The organism is Allobosea sp. (assembly GCF_051860145.1).
Taxonomy (GTDB): domain Bacteria; phylum Pseudomonadota; class Alphaproteobacteria; order Rhizobiales; family Beijerinckiaceae; genus Allobosea.
Genome location: NZ_JBHYEM010000023.1, coordinates 1 through 20,045, shown reverse-complemented (window position 1 = coordinate 20,045; position 20,045 = coordinate 1). Strand labels below are relative to the sequence as shown.

13 protein-coding genes are annotated in these 20,045 nt (G+C 69.4%); 5 read left to right on the top strand and 8 right to left on the bottom strand.

The features are described 5' to 3' along the window. The first annotated feature begins 48 nt into the window (after nucleotides 1-48). From ACTIF2_RS24075 to ACTIF2_RS24060, 4 genes are all read left to right on the top strand, one after another. The gene (locus tag ACTIF2_RS24075; RefSeq protein ID WP_439499667.1) at nucleotides 49-1,365 is read left to right on the top strand and encodes a polyhydroxyalkanoate depolymerase; all 1,317 of its coding nucleotides are present in this window, start codon (nucleotides 49-51) and stop codon (nucleotides 1,363-1,365) included. A 43-nt stretch (nucleotides 1,366-1,408) separates the two neighbouring features. Further along, nucleotides 1,409-2,149, top strand: coding sequence for a M48 family metallopeptidase (locus tag ACTIF2_RS24070; RefSeq protein WP_439499666.1), 741 nt, complete (start codon nucleotides 1,409-1,411; stop codon nucleotides 2,147-2,149). A gap of 176 nt (nucleotides 2,150-2,325) precedes the next feature. Then, complete coding sequence (locus tag ACTIF2_RS24065) at nucleotides 2,326-3,522, top strand: multidrug effflux MFS transporter (RefSeq protein WP_439499665.1); 1,197 nt, start codon at nucleotides 2,326-2,328, stop codon at nucleotides 3,520-3,522. A 71-nt stretch (nucleotides 3,523-3,593) separates the two neighbouring features. Continuing rightward, nucleotides 3,594-4,001: a VOC family protein gene (locus ACTIF2_RS24060; protein WP_439499664.1), complete on the top strand. Its 408-nt coding sequence runs from the start codon at nucleotides 3,594-3,596 to the stop codon at nucleotides 3,999-4,001. A 109-nt stretch (nucleotides 4,002-4,110) separates the two neighbouring features. On the opposite strand, the gene ACTIF2_RS24055 is transcribed toward ACTIF2_RS24060, so the two are convergent. Beyond that, nucleotides 4,111-6,285, bottom strand: coding sequence for a transglycosylase domain-containing protein (locus ACTIF2_RS24055; protein ID WP_439499663.1), 2,175 nt, complete (start codon nucleotides 6,283-6,285; stop codon nucleotides 4,111-4,113). Nucleotides 6,286-6,726: 441 nt separating this feature from the next. Here ACTIF2_RS24055 and ACTIF2_RS24050 point away from each other — a divergent pair, with 441 nt between their 5' ends. After that, nucleotides 6,727-7,125 carry a DoxX family protein gene (locus ACTIF2_RS24050; protein ID WP_439499662.1) on the top strand — a complete coding sequence of 133 codons (399 nt, stop codon included), beginning with the start codon at nucleotides 6,727-6,729 and terminating at the stop codon, nucleotides 7,123-7,125. 186 nt (nucleotides 7,126-7,311) lie between these two features. Here ACTIF2_RS24050 and trxA read toward each other — a convergent pair whose 3' ends face one another. The 7 genes from trxA to ACTIF2_RS24015 form a co-directional block, all read right to left on the bottom strand. Beyond that, nucleotides 7,312-7,632, bottom strand: coding sequence for a thioredoxin (trxA, locus tag ACTIF2_RS24045; RefSeq protein ID WP_131855385.1), 321 nt, complete (start codon nucleotides 7,630-7,632; stop codon nucleotides 7,312-7,314). A gap of 108 nt (nucleotides 7,633-7,740) precedes the next feature. Beyond that, entirely contained in the window at nucleotides 7,741-11,205 is a 3,465-nt protein-coding gene (addA, locus tag ACTIF2_RS24040) for a double-strand break repair helicase AddA (RefSeq protein ID WP_439499661.1), read from the bottom strand. Further along, entirely contained in the window at nucleotides 11,202-14,312 is a 3,111-nt protein-coding gene (addB, locus tag ACTIF2_RS24035) for a double-strand break repair protein AddB (protein ID WP_439499660.1), read from the bottom strand. The genes addA and addB overlap by 4 nt, the downstream gene beginning before the upstream one ends. Beyond that, complete coding sequence (locus tag ACTIF2_RS24030; RefSeq protein WP_439499713.1) at nucleotides 14,305-15,060, bottom strand: nucleotidyltransferase family protein; 756 nt, start codon at nucleotides 15,058-15,060, stop codon at nucleotides 14,305-14,307. Before ACTIF2_RS24030 ends, addB begins: the two co-directional genes overlap by 8 nt. Nucleotides 15,061-15,231: 171 nt before the next feature. Then, entirely contained in the window at nucleotides 15,232-16,776 is a 1,545-nt protein-coding gene (gene tsaE, locus ACTIF2_RS24025) for a tRNA (adenosine(37)-N6)-threonylcarbamoyltransferase complex ATPase subunit type 1 TsaE (RefSeq protein ID WP_439499659.1), read from the bottom strand. Then, complete coding sequence (locus ACTIF2_RS24020; RefSeq protein ID WP_439499658.1) at nucleotides 16,773-19,253, bottom strand: sensor histidine kinase; 2,481 nt, start codon at nucleotides 19,251-19,253, stop codon at nucleotides 16,773-16,775. The genes tsaE and ACTIF2_RS24020 overlap by 4 nt, the downstream gene beginning before the upstream one ends. Before the next feature lie 381 nt (nucleotides 19,254-19,634). Next, on the bottom strand, nucleotides 19,635-20,045 hold a 411-nt coding region (locus tag ACTIF2_RS24015; RefSeq protein ID WP_439499657.1), incomplete at its 5' end, for an adenosylhomocysteinase.

The following is a 20,045-nucleotide window of genomic DNA, read 5'->3' as shown; positions in this document are numbered from 1 at the left end:
TTGCGGCGCATCATCAGGTGCATCCGGTACCGAAGGAGACGTCGCCGCATGTATGGGGCTGCCATGTCGTTCGCCTACCATGCCTATGAAGCGGTTCATACGATGGTCGGCCCCGCCCGGGGCATGTCGGATGCGCTGCATCTGGCGTTCAAGAACCCGGCCAATCCGTTGACCTATACGCCCTTCGGGCGGACCGTCGCCGCATCCTGCGAATTGTTCGAGCGGATGACGCGCCGCTACGGCAAGCCTGCGTTCGATTTGCCCGAGACCACGATCAACGGCGTCAAGGTCGCCGTCGAGGAGCGCGTCGTCTGGGAGCGGCCCTTCTGCAAGCTGGTCTATTTCGACCGCAAGATCTCTGGCCGGCGCAAGCCGCAGCCCAAGGTGCTGCTGGTCGCGCCGATGTCGGGCCACTATGCCACGCTGCTGCGCGGCACGGTCGAGGCTTTCCTGCCGGGTCATGAGGTCTACATCACCGACTGGACCGACGCCCGCCTCGTGCCGCTGAGCGAGGGGCCTTTCGATCTCGACGATTATATCGACTACGTCATCGCGATGCTGCAGACGCTCGGCCCCGACACCCATGTCATGGCCGTCTGCCAGCCGGCCGTGCCGGTCATTGCGGCGATCGCCCGCATGGAGGCCGAGGGAGACGACGACGCGCCGCGCTCGATGACCCTGATGGGCGGGCCGATCGACACGCGCCGTTCGCCGACCGCCGTGAACCAGCTCGCGATGGAGCGCGGCACCGAATGGTTCCGCCGCAACTGCATCACCCGGGTGCCCTTCCCGCATCTCGGCATGTTCCGCGAGGTCTATCCCGGCTTCATGCAGCTCTCCGGCTTCATGGCGATGAACATCGACCGTCACGTCACCGCCCATTACGACATGTTCAAGCACCTCATCGCCGGTGACGGCGATTCGGCTGAGAAGCATCGCGATTTCTACGACGAGTATCTCGCGGTCATGGACCTGACGGCGGAGTTCTATCTCCAGACCGTCGACACGGTCTTCGTCAGGCATGCCCTGCCGAAGGGCGAGATGATGCATCGCGACAAGCCGGTCGACCTCAAGGCCATCCGCCGCGTCGCGCTGATGACGGTCGAGGGCGAGAACGACGACATCTCCGGCGTCGGCCAGACCAAGGCGGCCCATGATCTCTGCGCCAATATCCCGGCCGAGAAGCGGGTGCATTACCTGCAGAAGGGCGTCGGCCATTACGGCGTCTTCAACGGCTCGCGTTTCCGCTCCGAGATCGCCCCGCGCATTTCCGACTTCATGGTCAGCCTCGACATGGAAGCCGCCAAGGGCCGCCGCGACGAGAGCGCGGCATCCGCCCGCAAGGCCCTGAAGATCGCGAGCTGAGGGCTCTTCCTCCCGGCCCGCGAATCCAGCACAATCGCGGGCGATGCGGGTCTCCCTCTTCAAGCGCCAGCCCGATCCGGACCGGATCGAGGTCGTCCATGCCGGCACGCCTTTTTCCGTCGCGGTCAAGCGGCGTGCGGCGGCGCGGCGGATGACGCTGCGCGTCTCGCAGGCGACCGGCGAGATCACGTTGACCTTGCCCGAACGCGCCGATTTCCTCACCGGCCGGATCTTCGCCGAGAAACATGGCGGCTGGATCGCGGCGCGGCTCGCCAAACGCCCGCTCTCGGTGCCGTTCGAGCCGGGCCAGGTCGTGCCCTTTCGCGGCGTGCCGCATCGGATCGTGCACTGGTCGCGGATTCGCGGCGTCACCCAGGCCGCCACCGACAAGGACGGCTCGGCCATCATCGCGGTCGCCGGCGAGGCCGCGCATGTGTCCCGTAGGGTCAAGGACTTCCTGCGCCGGACTGCGCTGCAGGAGCTGGAGCGCGCCGTCAGGCGCCACACCGCGACGCTCGGCATCCCGGCCCGCAAGATCACCATTCGCGACACCACCAGCCGCTGGGGCTCGTGCTCCTCGAAGGGCCATCTCAGCTTTTCCTGGCGGTTGGTCCTCGCTCCGCCGCTGGTGCTCGACTATCTCGCGGCCCATGAGGTCGCGCATCTCAAGGAAATGAACCATTCCCACCGCTTCTGGGCGCTGACCCATAAGCTCTGCCCGCGCACCGAGGAGGCGGAAGCCTGGCTGAAGCGCCATGGTGCCGGGCTGCACGGCTTCGGCTGAGTCTCGACGGTGGCCATTCGCGTCGCTAACAGAGCAGCGCGTCATCCCGGCCGGAGCGAAGCGCAGCGCCGGGATCCATCATAGAGCGCCAGAGCCCTACGATGGATCCCGCATCGGCGCCGCTGCGCGGTTTGTCCGGGATGACGCGGTTGGAATGTCTTCGGTAGCTTGAAATCATGAAAATCCGCCCCGACACGCTGGCGATGACCGCCGTTCTCGCCATGCTGACGGCGCTCGGGCCGCTCTCGACCGATTTCTATCTGCCGTCGCTGCCGCAGATCGTCGAGGTGATGAACACGACGGTCTCCGGCGCGCAAGCGACGCTTTCGTCCTTCCTGTTCGGTTTCGCCGGCGGGCAGATTTTCTGGGGGCCGCTCTCAGACCGGCTCGGGCGCAGGCCGGTGCTCCTGACCGGGCTGGCGCTCTTCCTGGTCGCGACGCTTGCCTGCGCATTCGCGCCCTCGATCGAGGCGCTGACCGCCGCGCGCGCCGTGCAGGCGCTGGGCGCCTCGGGGCCGATCGTGCTCGGCCGCGCCATGGTCCGCGACCTCTATGACGGGCCGCGTGCCGGCCGCGAGCTCGCGCGCATGGGCATGATCATGGGTCTCGTGCCCGCCGTCGCGCCGGTCATTGGCGGCATCCTGCAGGACGCCTTTGGCTGGCGCTCGACCTTCATCGCGTCCCTGGTCTTCGCGCTCGGGCTCGCCGCCGCCATCATCCTGCTCATGCCCGAGACGATCCGCGCCCGCTCGCCGGAACGGCTCTCGCTGGTCGCGATCGTCCGCGGCTTCGGCGTGCTGCTGCAAAACCGGGCCTATCGCGTCTATGTCGGCCTGACCGCGCTCGCCTATGCCGGACTCTTCGCCTTCATTTCCGGCTCGTCCTTCGTGCTGATCGGCATCTATGGCCTGTCGCCGCGCGATTACGGCTTCTCCTTCGGTTTCGGCGTGCTCGGCTTCATCCTCGGCACGATCATCGCCCAGCGCCTCGTCGGGAGGCGCGGCATGGACGGCGTCATCGCGCTCGGCGTCGCCTGCCTCGCGGCGGGCGGCCTGATCATGCTGGTCGCGCTCGCCAGCGGCATCGGCGGTGCGCTCGGCGTGGTGATCCCTTGGGCGATCTATGCCGTCGGCGTTGGGCTGACCATGCCGCAAGCCCAGGCTTCGGCGATGATGCCCTTCCCGGAGCGGGCGGGGGCGGCCTCGTCCTTCTCGGGCCTGTGCCAGATGCTGTTCTCGGCCTGCGTCGGGCTGCTGGTCGGCAAGCTGCTGCACAGCTCGGCGCTGCCGCTGCCGGCGGTGATGTCGGTCCTCGGCATCGCGGCGCTGGTGCTGTTCCACGCCTCGCGGCGGATCCGCGCCGGCAAACCCTGAACCGGCCGGCGGAACCGGCCGCGGTGCCGCGGCTTGTCCATGAAGCAGACATGCGAGCAGGAGGCAGGAGAATGTTCGACCATATCGGTTTTCGGGTGCGCGACCACGTCGCGGCGCGGCGCTTCTACGATGCGGTCGCCGCGCCGCTCGGTCTGCAGACGATCGACAACAGCCCGTCCTCGTTCCTGCTCGGCCGCAGCGCACAGGAGCCGATCCCCTTCGTCTGGATCGGCACCGACGAGCCGACCTTCTGGAGCGCCGATCACCGCGTCTCGGCCAGCCCGATCCATCTCGCCTTCGCCGCACCGGATCACGAGGCTGTGGATGCCTTCCATCGCGCCGCGCTGGCGGCGGGCGGGCACGACAATGGCGGGCCCGGCCCGCGCGGGCCCGAGGAATGGCCTGACGAGATGCGCTATTACGCGGCTTTCGTGATCGATCCGGACGGCAACAATATCGAAGCCGGCAAGCGCGGCTAGAGCATCGGACCGAAAAGTGGAATCCACTTTTCGGAAAAATCCGATGCTAAAACAAAGAGATAGATCGCCACTTTGCGTCCGATAGGACGCACGGCGATCTAAGCCGCGCTCAGCCGCCGAACAGCCGCTCCAGGAAGTTCTTTTCCTGCGGCGCGGGCGGGATCCAGGCGCGGTCCGAGCCGGCCGGCTGGTTTGGCACGCCCTGCGGCGGCTGCGCGCTCGCCACCGGCGCGCCGTCGTCGAAGATCGATTTCGGTCCGCTGCGCCAGAGCCCGCCGGGCAGGGGCGAGGGCTGCTGGCCGACATGGGCGGCCTTCATGTACTTGCCCCAGACCTCGAGCGGCAAGCCGCTGCCATAGACCCGCTTCATCGCGCTGTTGTCGTCATTGCCGACCCAGACCGAGGTCACCAGCTTCGAGGTGAAGCCGACGAACCAGGCATCGCGGAAATCCTGCGTCGTGCCCGATTTGCCGCCGACCTCCCAGTTCGGGAAATTGCCCTTGCTGCCCGAGCCGCCGGTCATCACCTCGTGGAACATCGCGTTCATCATCGAGAGCGGCTGCGGCTGCACGACGGTGCCGAAATTCGAGGCCTTGCGGGTATAGACCACCTTGCCCGCCATCGTCTTCACCTCGCGGATGACATAGGGCAGCACCGACTGCCCGCCATTGGCGAAGCTGGCATAGGCCGAGGTCAGCTCGATCGGCGTCACTTCCGAGGTGCCGAGCGACAGCGACGGATTGGCCTGCAGGCCCGACGAGATGCCGAGGCGCTGCGCCGTGCGCACCACTTCCTTCGGCGTGACCTCCTGGTTCAGCTTCACCGCGATCGTGTTCAGCGAGAAGGCGAAGGCGGTCTTCAGCGTCACCGGGCCGCGATAGGTCCGGCTGTTGTTCTCCGGCTGCCAGCCCTTGATCGAGACCGGCGAATCCTCGCGGATCGTGTCCGGCGTCAGCCCGTGCTCGATCGCCGCCAGGTAGACGAAGGGCTTGAAGGACGAGCCCGGCTGGCGCTTGGCCGCGGTGGCGCGGTTGAACTGGCTCTTGGTGTAGTCGCGCCCGCCGATCAGCGCGCGCAAGGCGCCGTCCGGCGCCATCGAGACAACCGCGCCCTGGCTGGCATTGTGCTTGGCGCCCTGCGCCGCCAGCACCTCGACCAGCGTCGTCTCGGCCAGCGACTGCAGCTTGGGATCGATCGTGGTCAGCACGGTGACGTCGCCATCGACCGCGCCGATGAAGTCGTCGAGCACGTCCATGACATAGTCGGCGGCATAGTTGACCGAGCCTGCGCCGACGCGCTCGGCCGCTTCCGCCGGCGTGACCAGCGCCGATTTCGCCGCCGATTGCGAAACGAAGCCCTGGTCGGCCATGGCCGCGATCACGAGCTGCGCCCGCTTCTCGGCCGCGTCGGGGTTGCGGTTGGGGGCGAGCCGCGAGGGCGCCTGCACCAGCCCGGCCAGCATCGCCGCCTCGGGAATCGTCACGGAGCGCGCCGACTTGTTGAAATAGCGCTGCGCCGCCGCCTCGACGCCATAGGCGCCGGAGCCGAAATAGACGCGGTTGAGATAGAGCTCGAGGATCTGGTCCTTGCTGTAGGTCTGCTCCAGCCACAGCGCCAGGATCGCCTCCTGGATCTTGCGCGCGGCGGTGCGCTCCTGCGTCAGGAACAGGTTCTTGGCGAGCTGCTGGGTCAGGGTCGAGCCGCCCTGCACGCCGCCGCGCCCGGTCACGTTCTTCACGACGGCGCGCGCGATGCCGATCGGGTCGATGCCAAAATGCTCGTAGAAGCGCCGGTCCTCGATCGCGACGAAGGCCTTCGGCAGATAGGGCGGCACCTCGCCGAGCGTGATCGTGCGCCCGCCGGTCTCGCCGCGATTGGCGAGCAGCGAACCGTCGGCCGCCAGGATCGCGACATTCGGCGGCCGCTTCGGCACGGTGAGCTGGTTGATCGGCGGCAATTGCGCGGCGTGATAGGCGACGAGCCCGCCGACGCCGATGACGCACCAGAGCCCGAGCACGAAGGTCCAGTAGATCAGGCCGCCGAAGATCGAGCGTCGCCGGCGTCCGCGGCCGCGGCCTTTTCCTCCGCCATTGCCAGTGCGGCGCTCGCGTTTCGGCATGTCACGTGGCTCCGCTCGGGCAGGCGCGCGATGGCTCGCATGATGGCTGCGGACCGACCGGTCCTCGGCCGAGAGGCGCAGGTCGAAATCGTCGCGGCTGTCGCCGCGTCCGCTCTCGAAGGACGGCTCGCGCCGCTCGCCGCCTCGTCTCGTCCGGTCGTTCATTCTGCCCCGTTCAAGCCCGGCTAGAGCAGGATGCGAAAAAGTGGGAACCGGTTTTTCGCATCCTGCTCTAACTTTGATGAGAGACGGATTCAGCTTTCAGATGGGATCGCGGTGCGATCCCATCTGAAAGCATCCGGCTCCAGCGGGCATTTTACCTCGAAAGCTCGAATTTCCACACAGGAGTCAAACATGGCGCTTTTAAGGGGTAGTTAAGCCAGGCCGGTTTCATCGCCTTGCGCAGTCGCGATCGCCGGCCTTTGTGGCAAATTCGCCATGCCGGACGCCGTTCAGGGCGATGTTGCGGTGCAAACGTTCTTGTGAATTGAAAATCCGCGAAAAGCCGACAACGTCGCGCCCGCAGGCGGATGCGACGTCGCGACGCGGCTGAAGCCCGCCCTGCGCCGATGATCTGCGCCATTGCGAGCAAGAAAGAGACCCTGGATGCAAGCCTTCAATTCCCTCAGCCGCTACAGCCCGCAGGCGCTCGGCCTGCTGCGCATCGTCACGGCGCTGATCTTCATCGCCCACGGCACCCAGAAGCTTTTCGGCTTCCCGGCGGCTCCCGCCAGCGGCTTGCCGGCGGCCTTCACGCTGTTCTGGTTCGGCGCGATCCTCGAGGCCTTTGGCGGCCTCCTGATCCTGATCGGGCTCTGGACCCGGCCGGTCGCCTTCGTGCTCGCGGGCGAGATGGCCTATGCCTATTGGATGTTCCATGCGCCGCGCAGCATGTACCCGCTGCTCAATGGCGGCGATGCGGCGATCCTCTACTGCTTCATCTTCCTCTATCTGGTCTTCGCCGGCGCCGGCGCCTGGAGCGTCGACGGCCGCTCGAAGGGCTGATTGCACTCGGCGAGGCGAGGCAGCTGACCCGTCATGGTCGGGCTTGTCCCGACCATCCACGTCTTCGGTCATCGAGGGCAGCGTTTAAGACGTGGATGCTCGCCACAAGGGCGAGCATGACGCATGAAAAAGCCCGCCTTCCAGAAGGAAGGCGGGCTGCTTTGTCTTGACGCTGGCTCGCCGACCTCAGACGGCAGCGGCAATCCAGCGCGAGAGATCGCTCTTGGGCGCCGCGCCGACCTTCTGCGAGGCCAGCTTGCCGTCCTTGAACAGCATCAGGGTCGGAATCGAGCGGATGCCGAACTGGGCGGGAATCGCCTGGTTCTCGTCGACATTCATCTTCACGATCTTGACCTTGCCCTGCATCTCGCCGGCGATCTCCTCGAGCGCTGGGCCGATCATCCGGCAGGGGCCGCACCATTCGGCCCAGAAATCGACCACGACCGGCTCGCTCGACTTGAGGACATCGGCCTCGAAGCTCGCATCGGTCACCTTGTTCGTCGCCATGGCTTGCTCGCCTTTCAAAAGCGTCTGGCAGCATTGCTGCGTTCATCTGCGAAGCTATGAACGCGCATCGTCCGGGTCAAGGAGTGCTCACGTCCCGTTGAAGCAGGGCTACCCCGCGAGATTCGCCAGAACGGCGTCGAGCGCGGCCGGCCCCGGCTCGTGCACCGTCATGTCGGCGGTATAGATCACCAGCGCCCGCACCTGTCGGCCCGGATAGATCTGCCGGATCAGCGCCCTATAGACCGCGAGCTGGGCGAGGGTCGCCGGCGGGATCGCGCTCGCCTCGGCCGGCGGACGCGACGTCGTCTTGAAATCGGCGATCAGCACGGAATCGGCGGTCACCGCGAGCCGGTCGATCTGGCCGGAGACGGAACGCACCGTGCCGCTCGCCAGCGTGACGTCGCCCGCTATCGGAACCTCCGCCAGCGAACCGGGAGCGAACAGGGCTGCGAGCGCGGGGTCGTCCAGCAAGGCCAGCACCTGCGCGACGATTCCCTCGCGCCGCGCCTCCGACAAACCGGTTCCGCGCAGGCCGGCAAGGGCGCGCGCGGCGGTCGCCCGGCCGGCTGCGTCGATATCCGGCAGCATTTGCAGCAGCAGATGCGCCAGCCGGCCCGCCTGGGCGGCCGCCGCGAGGAAAGGTCCATCGCCGGGGCGTTCCGCCGCGTCGGCGGCGCTGAGCGCGCTCGACGGCTTCAGCGGCGGCAAGGTCTCGCGCTCGGCCGGAACCTGAGCGCGCAGCCAGGCGGGCTCGCCGACAGCCAGCGCCTCGCGGCTGGCTTCAGGCTCGTCGAAAGCCGACGGCGGCGAGGTCATGAAGCGCCTGATCGGCCCGTCCGTGCCTGGCGCGGCGATCTCGATCAGCCCGGCCTCCGACGCGGAGAGGCCGGCTTCGACCATGGCGTACCAGCTTCCGGCCGGCGCCTCGCCCTTGGCTTGCGCGCCGCAAACGATCAGCCGGTCCTCGGCCCGGGTCAGGGCGACGTAGAGCAGCCGGTGGTGCTCCTCGACGAGCTGGTCGATGACCTGCGCCTTCGCGCGTCGCGTCGCAGCGGCGTCCTCGGCCTTGGCCGGAGGCCAGATCGGCACGGTGCGGCCTCGCGGCGGCGCCACGGCGAGGATCTTCGGCAGGCGCTTGGCGCCGGGCTCGGGCGCCAGATCGGCCAGGATCACGATCTTCGCCTCCAGCCCCTTCGCGCCATGCACCGTCATGACGCGCACCTCGCCGGCGCTGGCCGAGAGGTCGCGCTTCACCTCGGTCCCGGCGGCGACGACATGGTGCAGGAAGCCGGCGAGCGAGGGGCCGTGGCGGCGTTCATAGTCGAGCGCGGCGTTGAGGAAGGCGTCGAGCGCGTCGCCGGCTTCCGCCCCGAGCCGGGCCAGCGCGAGGTTGCGGCCGCCCTGCGGCCCGAGCAGATCGGCGAAGAAGCGGAATGGCCCGCAGCGGCCGGCTTCCTCGCCCAGTTTCGCGAGCCGGTTCTCGATCGCGGCATAACGCGGCTCGCTCTCTCCGGCTTGACGCAGGGCGGCGCGCAGCGAGCCTGTCCGCTCCGGCGCGAAGTGCATGAGGTCGTCGTCGTCGAGGCCGATCAGCGGCGTCTTCAGCGCGGTCGCGAGCGCGAGGTCGTCGTCGGACAGCAGCAGCGCGCGGCCGAGCACCACGAGATCCTCCACCGCCGGATGCTCGGCGAGGCTCAGGCGGTCGCGCCCGGTCACCGGCACGCCGGCATCCTTCAGCGCCTTGACGATCGCCTCGAAGAGCGGGCCGCGCTGGCGCAGCAGGATCATCACGTCGCCCGGCGCGAAGGGCCGCCCGAGATCGTCGCGGCGGGACCGCGTCCAGGCCGCCAGCGTCTCCGCGATCCGGGCGGCGAGCTTGACCGTGCCGCTGCGCCGCTCGGGCGCGTCGACCGGTGTCGTCCAGGCGTCGGGCGGCTCGCCCTGGTCGTCGGCGGCGAGCGGCCAGAGATCGACGGCGCCGGGCTCGCTCCGGCGCACGGTGTCGTGGATCTCCGGCCGTGCCGTGCCGTCGAAGACCAGCCCGCGCGCATGCTCGGGCAGGGCGAAGACGGCATCGACCGCCTGCATGATGTCGGGCGCGGAGCGAAAGGAGGTGTTGAGGCCCACCGCCTCGAACTTGAGCTCGGCCGCGGCGATGCGTTGCCCGAGCCGGGCCCGCTCCTCGCCGAAGGCGCGCGGCGCCGCGCCCTGGAAGCCGTAGATCGACTGCTTCTCGTCGCCGACGACGAAGATCGTCCGGGGCATCGGGCTTATCGGTCGCGAGCCTTCGCCGGCGGTGAATTCGTCGGCGAGCGCGCCCAGGATCGCCCATTGCGCCTCGCTCGTGTCCTGCGCCTCGTCGAGCAGGATATGGTCGATGCCGGCATCGAGCTTGTAGAGCACCCAGGCGGCCTCGACGCGCGCCAACAGCGAGCGCGTCCTGGCGATCAGGTCGTCATAGTCGAGCAGCGAGCGCTCGCTCTTCAGCCGCCGATAGGAGGCGAGCATGCGCGTGACCAGCAGCGCCAGCGCGGCGCTGCGGTCGCGCACCGTGATCGCATTGAGCCGGTCGAGCGCGCCGAGCAGAAGCCCGGCAAGGTCGTCGAGCACCGCCATCAGCGCCGGCTCGAGCTCGGACTTGCCCTTGCCCCGGATATTGGCGTTGACCGTGCCTTCGGCCGTGATGAAGCCGGCGCGGCAGAGCGCGATCGGGTCGCCCTGATGGTCGGGCGCGGTGATCGCCTGCAGCGTCGCGGCGAAGGCCTGCCGCGTCGCGCTGCCGGCCTCGAGCGCGGCGATCAGGGCTGCGAGCCCCGGCAGGACGGCGATATCGCGCCGGAACGCGGCGATGACCTCGTCCGGCTGCAGTTCCGGCGCGACGCCGAGAAAGGCCGAGATGCCGCCGCGCATTTCGCCTGCCGAGCGGGGGCGGCCATCGGCGTCGCTGAACAGGGCGCGCTGGCGCAGGGCCTCCTGCATCATCGCGTCGAAGGTGTCCTGCGCCGCCTGGCGGGCGAGCAGCTCGAGCGCCTGCCCTTCGTCGCTCTCCGGATAGGCTGCGACCATGGCCAGCAAGTCGCGCCGCGCGTCGCGCAGGAGCTCGGCCTGGGCGAGGTCGTCGGCGACCTCGAAGCGCGGCGGCACATTGGCCTCGAACGGCGTCGCCTGCAGCACGCGCGTGCAGAAGGCGTGGATCGTCTCGATCCTGAGCCCGCCCGGCGTCTCCAGCGCCTCGGCGAAGAGCCGGCGCGCGCGGGCGCGCTGGGGCGGCGTGGCGGGCGCGCCGGTCAGGACCTGCAGTGCTGCCGAGAGCACCTCGTCCGGCATCGTCGCCCAGGCGCTGAGCGCCCTGAACACCCGGTTGGCCATATTGGCCGCGGCGGCTTTGGTATAGGTGATGCAGAGCATCCGGCTCGGCGCGACGCCGTCGAGCAGGAGCCGCAGCACGCGATTGACCAGCACATGGGTCTTGCCCGAGCCGGCATTGGCCGAGACCCAGGCGCTGAGATCGGGCTGCGCCGCCAGCGCCTGGCGCTGGTTGGTCAGGGGCGGGACGATCCAGCCCGGCTTCATGCCTCGTCCCCCGGCTCGCCGCCGCCCGGCGCCGCCGACCATTCCTTCACCCGGGCGAGCTGGTCATAGGGGCTGGCATATTTGATGTAGTCGGGGGCGCGCCGCGAGAGATAGGCCTCGCGGCCGCTGCGCAGCGCGTCGAGATGCGTCAGCAGCCGTTCCAGATGCTCGGCCGCGACATCGGCCAGCGAGCCTGTGGCGAAGGCGAGCGGCTTGGCGCTGCTCCAGCTTTTCGCCTCGTGATGCAGCTTGAGATAGAGCACGGCCTCGACCGGCGTCGGTCCGATCATGTCGCGAAAACCCTCGCGGGCCGCGAGCTCGGCTTCCAGCGTCAATTGCGGCGCAAAACCCTTCTCGACCTGCGCCTTGCTCGGCGGCGCGCCGGTCTTGAAGTCGATGATCCGCAACGCCGGCAACCGCGTCACCTCGACCCGGTCGGCGCGGCCGCTCAGCCCGAAGGCGGTGCCGTCCGCCAGGGCGAAGCGCCCGCCCGTGCTGCGCTCGACCGCGACGCGCGAAAGCTCGCCGCGGCGGCGCTCCTCCCAGCCGACGAAATGGCCGGCCGTGACCAGGAAGCGCGGCCACCAGAAGGCGCGCACCTCCGGCATCGCCTCGAATCCGCGGAACAGGCGCTCGCCGATCGCGATCAGCCGGGCGAGCGCGTCGGCCGGCAGCTGTTCCGGATAGGTTTCGGCGAAGGTCGCGACGATCTCGTGCAGCAGGTTGCCGCGGTCGCTGGCGCTCGGGTCGGCGACGAGCTCGGGCAGGGCATCGAGCTTGAGGATCTTGCGGGCAAAAATCTGGTAGGGGTCGCGATAGAGCGTCTCGACCTCGGTGACGCTGAGCGCGGTCGGCTGCAGGTGCCGCGGCGGTCGTGGCGCGGGCCGGCCGATCGGCCTGACTGGGGCGGGTGCGCTCAGCAGCGCGGCGAGCCCGGTGAGGCGGGCACCGGCCTCCTCCGCCCCGGCCCAGACATCGTTTGGCGTCACCGCCTTGAGCCGCTGCCAGAAGCGCGAGGCGATGGTCTCGGCCTCGCCGGCCTTGCGCGCCCGGGTCAGGGTCACGCGCGGCGCCATCGCGCCCTGCACGAAATCATGTGCGGTCTGGCCGATGCGCCGTTCAGGCGGCGTCAGGCCGAGCTCCGTCCGCATCGGCCGGTTCAGGAAGGAATCGGTGCTGGCCTCCGGCGGCCAGACACCCTCGATCAAGCCGCCGAGCACGACATGGTCGGCCTCGAGCAGGCGCGCCTCGAGCAGGCCCCAGATCCTGACGCGCGGATGGCCGGCCCCGGCGCGGCGGACCACCGTCTCGGCCAGCAGGCTGTCGAGGATCGCGACGACGTCGCGCGCCTGGCCACCCTCCGGCGCGTCCTCGAGTCCGCCCGCGATCTGGTCGAACAGCGCCGCAAGCGCCTCGCCATCCGGTCCCGCGAGGGCGGGCACAATGCCAGCCTCCGTCCGCCCGAAGGCCGCGAGCGCTGCCTGGCTGGCCTGCGTGATCTCGGCGAAGCGCGGCGCGGGCGCCTCCAGCGTGGCGAGCAGCGGCGCCATCGCCGCGTCGAGCGCGTCGAGGAGCCGGCCGGCTGCCGCAAGATCATCGGGTCCCAGCCGCTTGCGGGGCAGCGGCGCATGGCGGGCCTGCATCAGCTCAGGCAACGCCGCAAAGCTGGCGCGCAAGCCCGCCAGTCCCGGCGCCACGGTTTCACCGCGCCAGGCGCCGATTTCGAGCGCCGCCGCGCCTTGTTCCACGACCTCGCGTGGCAGGCCGAGCCGGCAGAGCGGATGCGCCAGCAGCGCGATCAGGCTCGCCGGCGCCATCCCGGCGAGCGCAGCCTCAAAAATCAGCCGCAGCAGGGCGCCGGCCGGCCAGCGCGCCAATGGCAGCCCGGCCGAGTCGTCGGCCTCGATGCCCCAGCGGCGCAGCTCGATCACGACGCGCTCGGCGAGCCCCCGGTCGGGCGTGATCAGCGCGGCATGCTTGCCGGGCTCCTCCAGCGTCTCGCGCAGCGCCAGCGCGACCGCGAGCGCCTCCTCGCGCTCGTCGGCGGCCTCGACGATGCGCAGGCCTGCGAAGCCGGCTTCTGCCTCGTCAGGCGTCAGCCGGCTGCCGAGATCGGCCCAGAGCGCCGTCATCGAGGCCGGCAGCATCGCCTCGCGCAGCAGGACGCTCCGCGCCGCGCGCGCCGCATCGGGTGCGGCCAGCGGCCGGACGTCCTCGCGCGTCGCCTCCAGCGTGTGCAGCAGCCGATGCAGCGCCGCCTGCGGATGCGAGGGGGCGGGCTCGCTGGCGATTGCTTTCCAGGCGGCCTCGTCCAGGCCGAGATCGAGATCGGGCAGGACGACGGCGCCATGCGGCAGCCGCGCGATCGCCGCGAGCAGCCGCGCCGTTGCCGGAATCGTGCCGGTCGAGCCGGCCGCGATGATCGGGCCCGCCGCCGCGCCCGAGAGGAGCCGCGCGCGCTCTGCTTCGAGCATGCGGTTGCGGAAGCTCGCCGGGTCGCAGGCTTGCCTGGCGTCGAGGACGCCCGGCCAGGCCTTACCGAGGATCGCGAGGAAATCGGCATTGAGCTGCCAGATCCGGTCGAAGCGCGTCGCATCGAGCGCGGCCAGCCGCTCGATCGGTATATCCTCGGTCTGCATCTGGTCGAGCAGCGCGGCGAGGTCGCCCGCCAGCCCCCAGGCCTCGGCAAGCGTCGAAGGCACCAGCGAGGGTTCCGACGGATCGAGCTTGAGATGGCTGCGGTTCGCCGCGCGGCCCCAGGCATCGACCAGTCTCGTCAGCACCATGCGGCGCAGGAGCGGGTCGATTGGCCCGATCCGGTCTTCGCCCCAGGCGCCGGCCCCGATCAGCGCGGCCTCGGCCTCGTCGACATCGCCGAGCGGCACGATGCGCGGCAGCAGCAGCGGCTTGCCGCCGAGCTTGGCCGAGAGGCTGGCGACGAAGGCCCGCGCGGCGCGACGGGTCGGCAGGTAAAGCGTGGCGCGCGCCATCGCGGCCGGGTCGCCCGGCACATGGACCGGGCCGAACCGCCCCTCCAGCAACGCCTCCGCCAGCACGTCAAGGAAGGCGACGCCGGCGGGAACCGTGAACAGGTTGAGTTCAGGCATCGAGCGGCTGCGCCGCGGCGAAGGCCGCTTCCGCCGGCGCGATCGCCTCGGGCGTGCCGACATGCAGCCATTGGCCCTGCAGCACGAGGCCGAACAGCCGCTTCGCGGCGATCGCGCGGTCGAATAACAGGTTGAGCGAGAACGGCCCCTCGGGCGTATTGGTGAACAGGTCCGGCTTCAGGATGGCGACGCCGGCATAGACCAGCGGCGCGCTCGTAGCCTTGCCCCGCCTGGTCAGGCGGCCGTCCTCGTCGCGAAAAAAGTCGCCCGCCCCGTCGAAGCCGATGCTGTCCTCGCGTCTTGCGAGCAGCAGCAGCATGTCCATCTCCGGCGCCGACCAGGCCCGTGCCATCGCGGCGATGTTGGAGGCGCCGGTCTCGCTCCACAGCGAATCCGAATTGACGTGGAAGAACGGCGCCTCGCCGAGCAGCGGCAGCGCCTTCTTCACGCCGCCGCCGGTCTCGAGGAGCTGCGCCCGCTCGTCCGAGATCGTCACGAGCGGCCTTGTGCGTCCGGCGACATGCGCCTCGATCTGGCCGGCGAGATGGTGGACATTGACCACCGCCTGCTCGACGCCCGCTTCCGCCAGCCGGTCGAGCGCATGGTCGAGCATCGCCTTGCCGCCGATCTCGACCAGGGGCTTGGGCAGCCTATCGGTGATCGGGCGCATGCGCTGGCCGAGCCCCGCCGCCAGCACCATCGCCCGGCGGATCGGCCGCGAACCGGTCTCAGTCACGCGAATCTCCATCTCGTCGGACAATGATCGTATCAGCCATGCTGGCGGCGATCACTCAAGCCCTCGTCGAATGATCACGCGTCATTCTCGGGCGGAGCGAAGCGCAGACCCGAGAATCTCATGACGAGAGGGCGCTGGTTTACGAGATGCTCGGGTCAAGCCCGAGCATGACGGCTGAGTGCTTCACTCCACCTCGAACAGCGTCGGCAGATGCGCCTGGTACCAGGCCTTCAGCTCCGCCAGGGCCGGATGCTCGAGATTGCGCCGCAAATAGGCCTCGATGCGCGGCAGGTGCTTGAGATAGGCCGGCTTGCCGTCGCGCTTGTCGAGGCGGGCGAAGATGCCGGCGATCTTGGTGTTGCGCTGCGCGCCGAGGATCGCATAGGCGCGGGCGAAAACCGCCAGATCGAACCCGTCATCCACCGCGCGCCGCGCCGCGCCATAGGCGGCGAGCAGCCTGAGTTCGAGCGCGGCCGGCACGTCGACGCGCGCATCCTGCCCGAGCGAGACCAGGTCATAGGCCGGATGGCCGAGCACCGCATCCTGGAAATCGATCAGCCCGAGCCGGGCATGGCCCGCGCGCTCCGGCAGCCAGATCAGGTTGGGCGAATGGAAGTCGCGCAGCGTCCAGGTCCAGGGTGCGTCCAGGACCTCGTCGAAGAGACGGCCCCAGATCCGGCTGAACTCGGCCTGCGTCACGGCCGGCAGGGTCACGCCGGCGATGTGGGGCGCATACCATTCCAGCACCAGCTCGGTCTCGATCGCGAGCGCGCCGCGATCATAGTCGGGCACGACATGGTCGCGCGCTTCCGCGACCGGCAGGATCGTCGGCAGCGTATGGCGGTGCAGGTCGGCGAGCAGCCGGGCGGCCGCCTCGTAGCGCTCCGGGATCGGGCCATCCGCATCGATCACGCCCTGGTCGCCGAGGTCCTCGATCAGCAGCAGGCCGGTCGACAGGTCCTGTGCCAGGATTTCCGGCGCCGAATAGCTCAGCGAGCGCAGGCCGCGGTCCATCGCGACGAAGGCGTCGACCGTCTCGGCCAGATGCGCGATGGCGCTATAGGACTTGCCGAGGCGGATCGCCGGCCCGTCCGGCCGCGGCGGCGAGATCATCAGGATGGCGCTTTGCCCGTCCTCGCGCGTCAGCCGCTCATAGGCGCGGGTCGAGGCGTCGCCCAGCATGAAGTCGCGCCTCGCATCGCCCCAGCCTGCCGCATCGACGAGCCGCCGCGTCGCGATCGCGACCGTGAGCCGCGCGCGCCAGAGCACGCCGCCGGCGAGATGGGCGATGCGCCCGGTCTCCGGCGCCTTCGGGTCGACCTCCAGCACAATGTCGAGCCGGCGGCCGGCCGGCAGCCGCGTCCCGGCCCGGTCCGGCCATTCGACCAGCGTGATCCCGCGTTCGAGGTCCTCGATCAGCCCGATATCGTCGAGCTCGTCGGGCGAGCGCACGCGGTAGAGATCGGCATGGATCACCCCGCCGCGCGGCGTCTCGTAGCTCTGCACCAGCGTGAAGGTCGGGCTCGGCGCCTCGAGCGCCGGATCGTCGGCGAGCTCGCGCAGGATGGCGCGCGCCAGCAGCGACTTGCCGGCGCCGAGATGGCCGGAGAGCGCGACGATGTCGCCGGGTTTCAGGATCGCGGCGAGATCGCGGCCGAGCTTTTCCGTGGCGGCCTCGTCAGGCAGCGCGACGCGATGCCCGTCGGTCCTCGCTGTCTCGTCCGTCATTCCGCCGCATCCGAGAGCGGCACGCCCTCCGACGGGAACACGGCGGTGACGCGCGTGCCGCGGCCGGGCGCCGAATCGAGCTCGACGCGCCCGCCATGCAGCTCGACGATCGAGCGCACCATCGACAGGCCCAGCCCGACGCCGCGATGCTTGGAGCCGAGCGAATGGCTCTCGAAACGGTCGAAGACCTTTTCCTTGACCTCGGCCGGGATGCCCCGGCCCTCGTCGGCGACGGTGATGCGGACATCTCTGCCGCTGCGGCCGGCGGTGACCTGGACGGTCTGGCCCGGCGTCGAGAAGCCGATCGCGTTCGAGATCAGGTTGAACAGGACCTGGCGCAGCCGCTTGCCGTCGGCGCGCAGCGGCCCGGTCTGCGGCGCGATCTCGACCTTCAGCGTCAGCTTGCTGTCGGTCAGCCGGTCGTGCAGCCCCTCGACCGCCTGCGCGATCGTCTCGGCGACGTCGACCTCCTGGAATTCGAGCGCCAGCGCGCCGTTGTCGATCGAGGCGAGGTCGAGGATGTCGTTGATGATGGCGAGCAGCGCGCCCGAGGAGCGCACGATATGGGAGGTGTAGTCGCGCTGCTTCTCGTTGAGAGCGCCGATCGTCTCGGCGCCGAGCAGCTGGGCGAAGCCGATGATGTTGGTCAGCGGTGAGCGCAGCTCGTAGGAGACGTGGTGGACAAAGTCCTCGCGCAGGCGGGAGACCTTTTCCAGCGCCTCGTTCTTCTCGGTCAACGCGCGCTCGACATTCACGCTGGCGGTGACGTCGGCGAAGGTGATCAGCGTCGCCCCGTCCGGCAGCGGCGCCGCGGCGCAGTCCAGCACCGAGCCGTCGCGGCGCTCCATCCGGCAGCCATAATCCTCGCGCGCGTCGCGCACGCCGGTGACGACGCTGTGCAGCTCCGTCCAGACCGCGTCGTCGGGATAGAGCGGCCGGCACAGCCGCACCACCTCGTCGATATGCGGCGCCGCGCTGGCGAGATCGGCCTGGATCTTCCAGGCCTGGGCGAAGGCCGGGTTGGAGAGCTTGAGGCGCCCGTCGGACCCGAACACCGCGACGCCCTCGCGCAGCGAGTCCAGCGTCTCGCGCTGCGTCCGCGAGAGCGCGTTGAAGCGGGATTCGAGCGTGAACCGTTCGGTCACATCGTCGAAGAGATAGGTCACGCCGCCTTGCGGGTTAGGGCTGGAGACGACGTGGATCGTGCGCCCGTCCGGCAGAAACCACCAGTCCTCGCTGGCACGCAGGCTGGCATAGGCGGCCTGCACGCCGGCCTTCCAGGCGCGGTAGTCGCCGAGCTCGGGGAGGCGGCGCTCGGCGCGCAGCCGGTCGAGGATCTCGCCATCGCTCGGCTTGCCTTCGAGGAAGGCGGGATCGAGCGACCACAGCGTCTCGAAGCCGGGATTGCAGTAGACCAGCCGCTGCGAGGCGTCGAACACGGCCACGGCCGTCTTCAGCCGGTCGAGTGTGCGCACATGCGCGTCCATCTGGCGCTGCAGGTCGGCGCGGACCGCCTCCAGCTCGCTCATGTCGGTCGCGATCCCGGCATAGCCGGTCGGCGTCGGGACCTCGAGGATGTCGAGCGTGTGGCGCTGGCCGGCTACGACGGCCGGCGCCCGCATCGCGAAGGCGCGGCCCTCGTCACGCGCACGCGCCGCGCTCTCGCGTTCGCTGCGGTCGAGAAGCTCGACGCCGCCCTTCACGGCCTCAGGTCCGGCCGGCGCCTCGACGGCGCGCGCATAGGCGGCATTGGCCCAGTTCAGCCGGCCATCGGGCGCCCGGGTCCAGACCGGTTGGGGCAAGGCCGAGAGCAGGGCCGACAGCGTCGCGTGGTCGGCGCTCACCCGGTCGAATTCGCTCTGCAGCGCCATCAGCCGGGCGCGTTCGCCGCTGACCTCGCGGAAGCGGATCACGGCGCGGCCGGCGACCGGCCGGCCCTCGACATCGATGAAGGGCCCCGAGCGGCTGCGGAGCGTGAAGCCGAAGGCCTCGCCGCGCTCCTTCAGCGCATCCGTCGCCAGCTCCAGCCTCTTGGCGTCGGCCGGCGGCGCCCAGCTGCCATAGGCCAGCGCCAGTGCGGCGCCTGGCGCGCCGAGAAATCCGCTATCGCCCTCGAAGACGGGCTCGGCATTCTGGCCGTTCCAGCTCACCACGACCTGCGGGTCTGCCGCGAGCAGGGCCGCGAGCCGGTCCTGATGGCCGCGCGCCGCTTCCAGTTCGCTGGCGAGCTCGGTCTCGCGGCGCTGCCAGCGCCCGCGTTCGCGCACATAGACGATCGAGGTCGTCGCCGCGAACACGACCAAACCGACGAGGACCGTCGAAAGAGTGCCGGCGCTCAGCGTGTCGAGCTGCAGCGACGCGAGAAAATCCGTCTCGGCGCGAGCAGGCAGGGAGGTGCCGCCGATGACGAAGCCGGGCAGCAGCGCGAGATGGCGTCCTGCGCCGCCGTTTCGTCCTCTTCGCGCCGCCCGTTTCATCCTGCTTCCGTCATTTATGTCTGCGATCGGCCGCACTGAGCCGCTGCGCCGGAATCGGTCGAGCCGCCGCTGTCCGGATCGGACGCAACCCACACCACCGCCGCAACCCAAGGTGAGCATAGCCGGGCCCGCGCCTGTGCCTGGCGCCCGAATCAGCCCCACTCTACTCACCGTGGGAGTCCGGCAGGAAGTGCTTAATGACGGGTAAATGAGTAGAAAATCGGGGTTGCAGGACAATCCGCGCGAAGAAATCAACAAGTTGATGCTGAGAAGCTCTCTGCATCTATTAGTAGTAGTTCTGCGCGCTGGTTTTCGACGCTCGGCGCATGAAAAAAGCCCGGCGCGAGCGCCGGGCTTGTCGATTTCGGCCGTGCCGGAGTGTCAGTAGCGGTAGAGCTCGGGCTTGAACGGCCCGGTCTGCGCCACGCCGATATACTTGGCCTGCGCATCGTTGAGCACGGTCAGCCTGGCGCCGACCTTGGCCAGATGCAGCGCCGCGACCTTCTCGTCGAGATGCTTCGGCAAGGTGTAGACCTTGTTCTCGTATTTGGCGTGGTGGTTCCAGAGCTCGATCTGAGCCAGCGTCTGGTTCGAGAACGAGCAGGACATCACGAAGGACGGGTGACCGGTGGCGTTGCCGAGATTCACCAGGCGGCCTTCCGAGAGCAGGATGATGCGCTTGCCGTCGGGGAACTCGATCTCGTCGACCTGCGGCTTGACGTTGTCCCACTTGAAGTTCTTCAGGCCGGCGACCTGAATCTCCGAGTCGAAATGGCCGATATTGCAGACGAT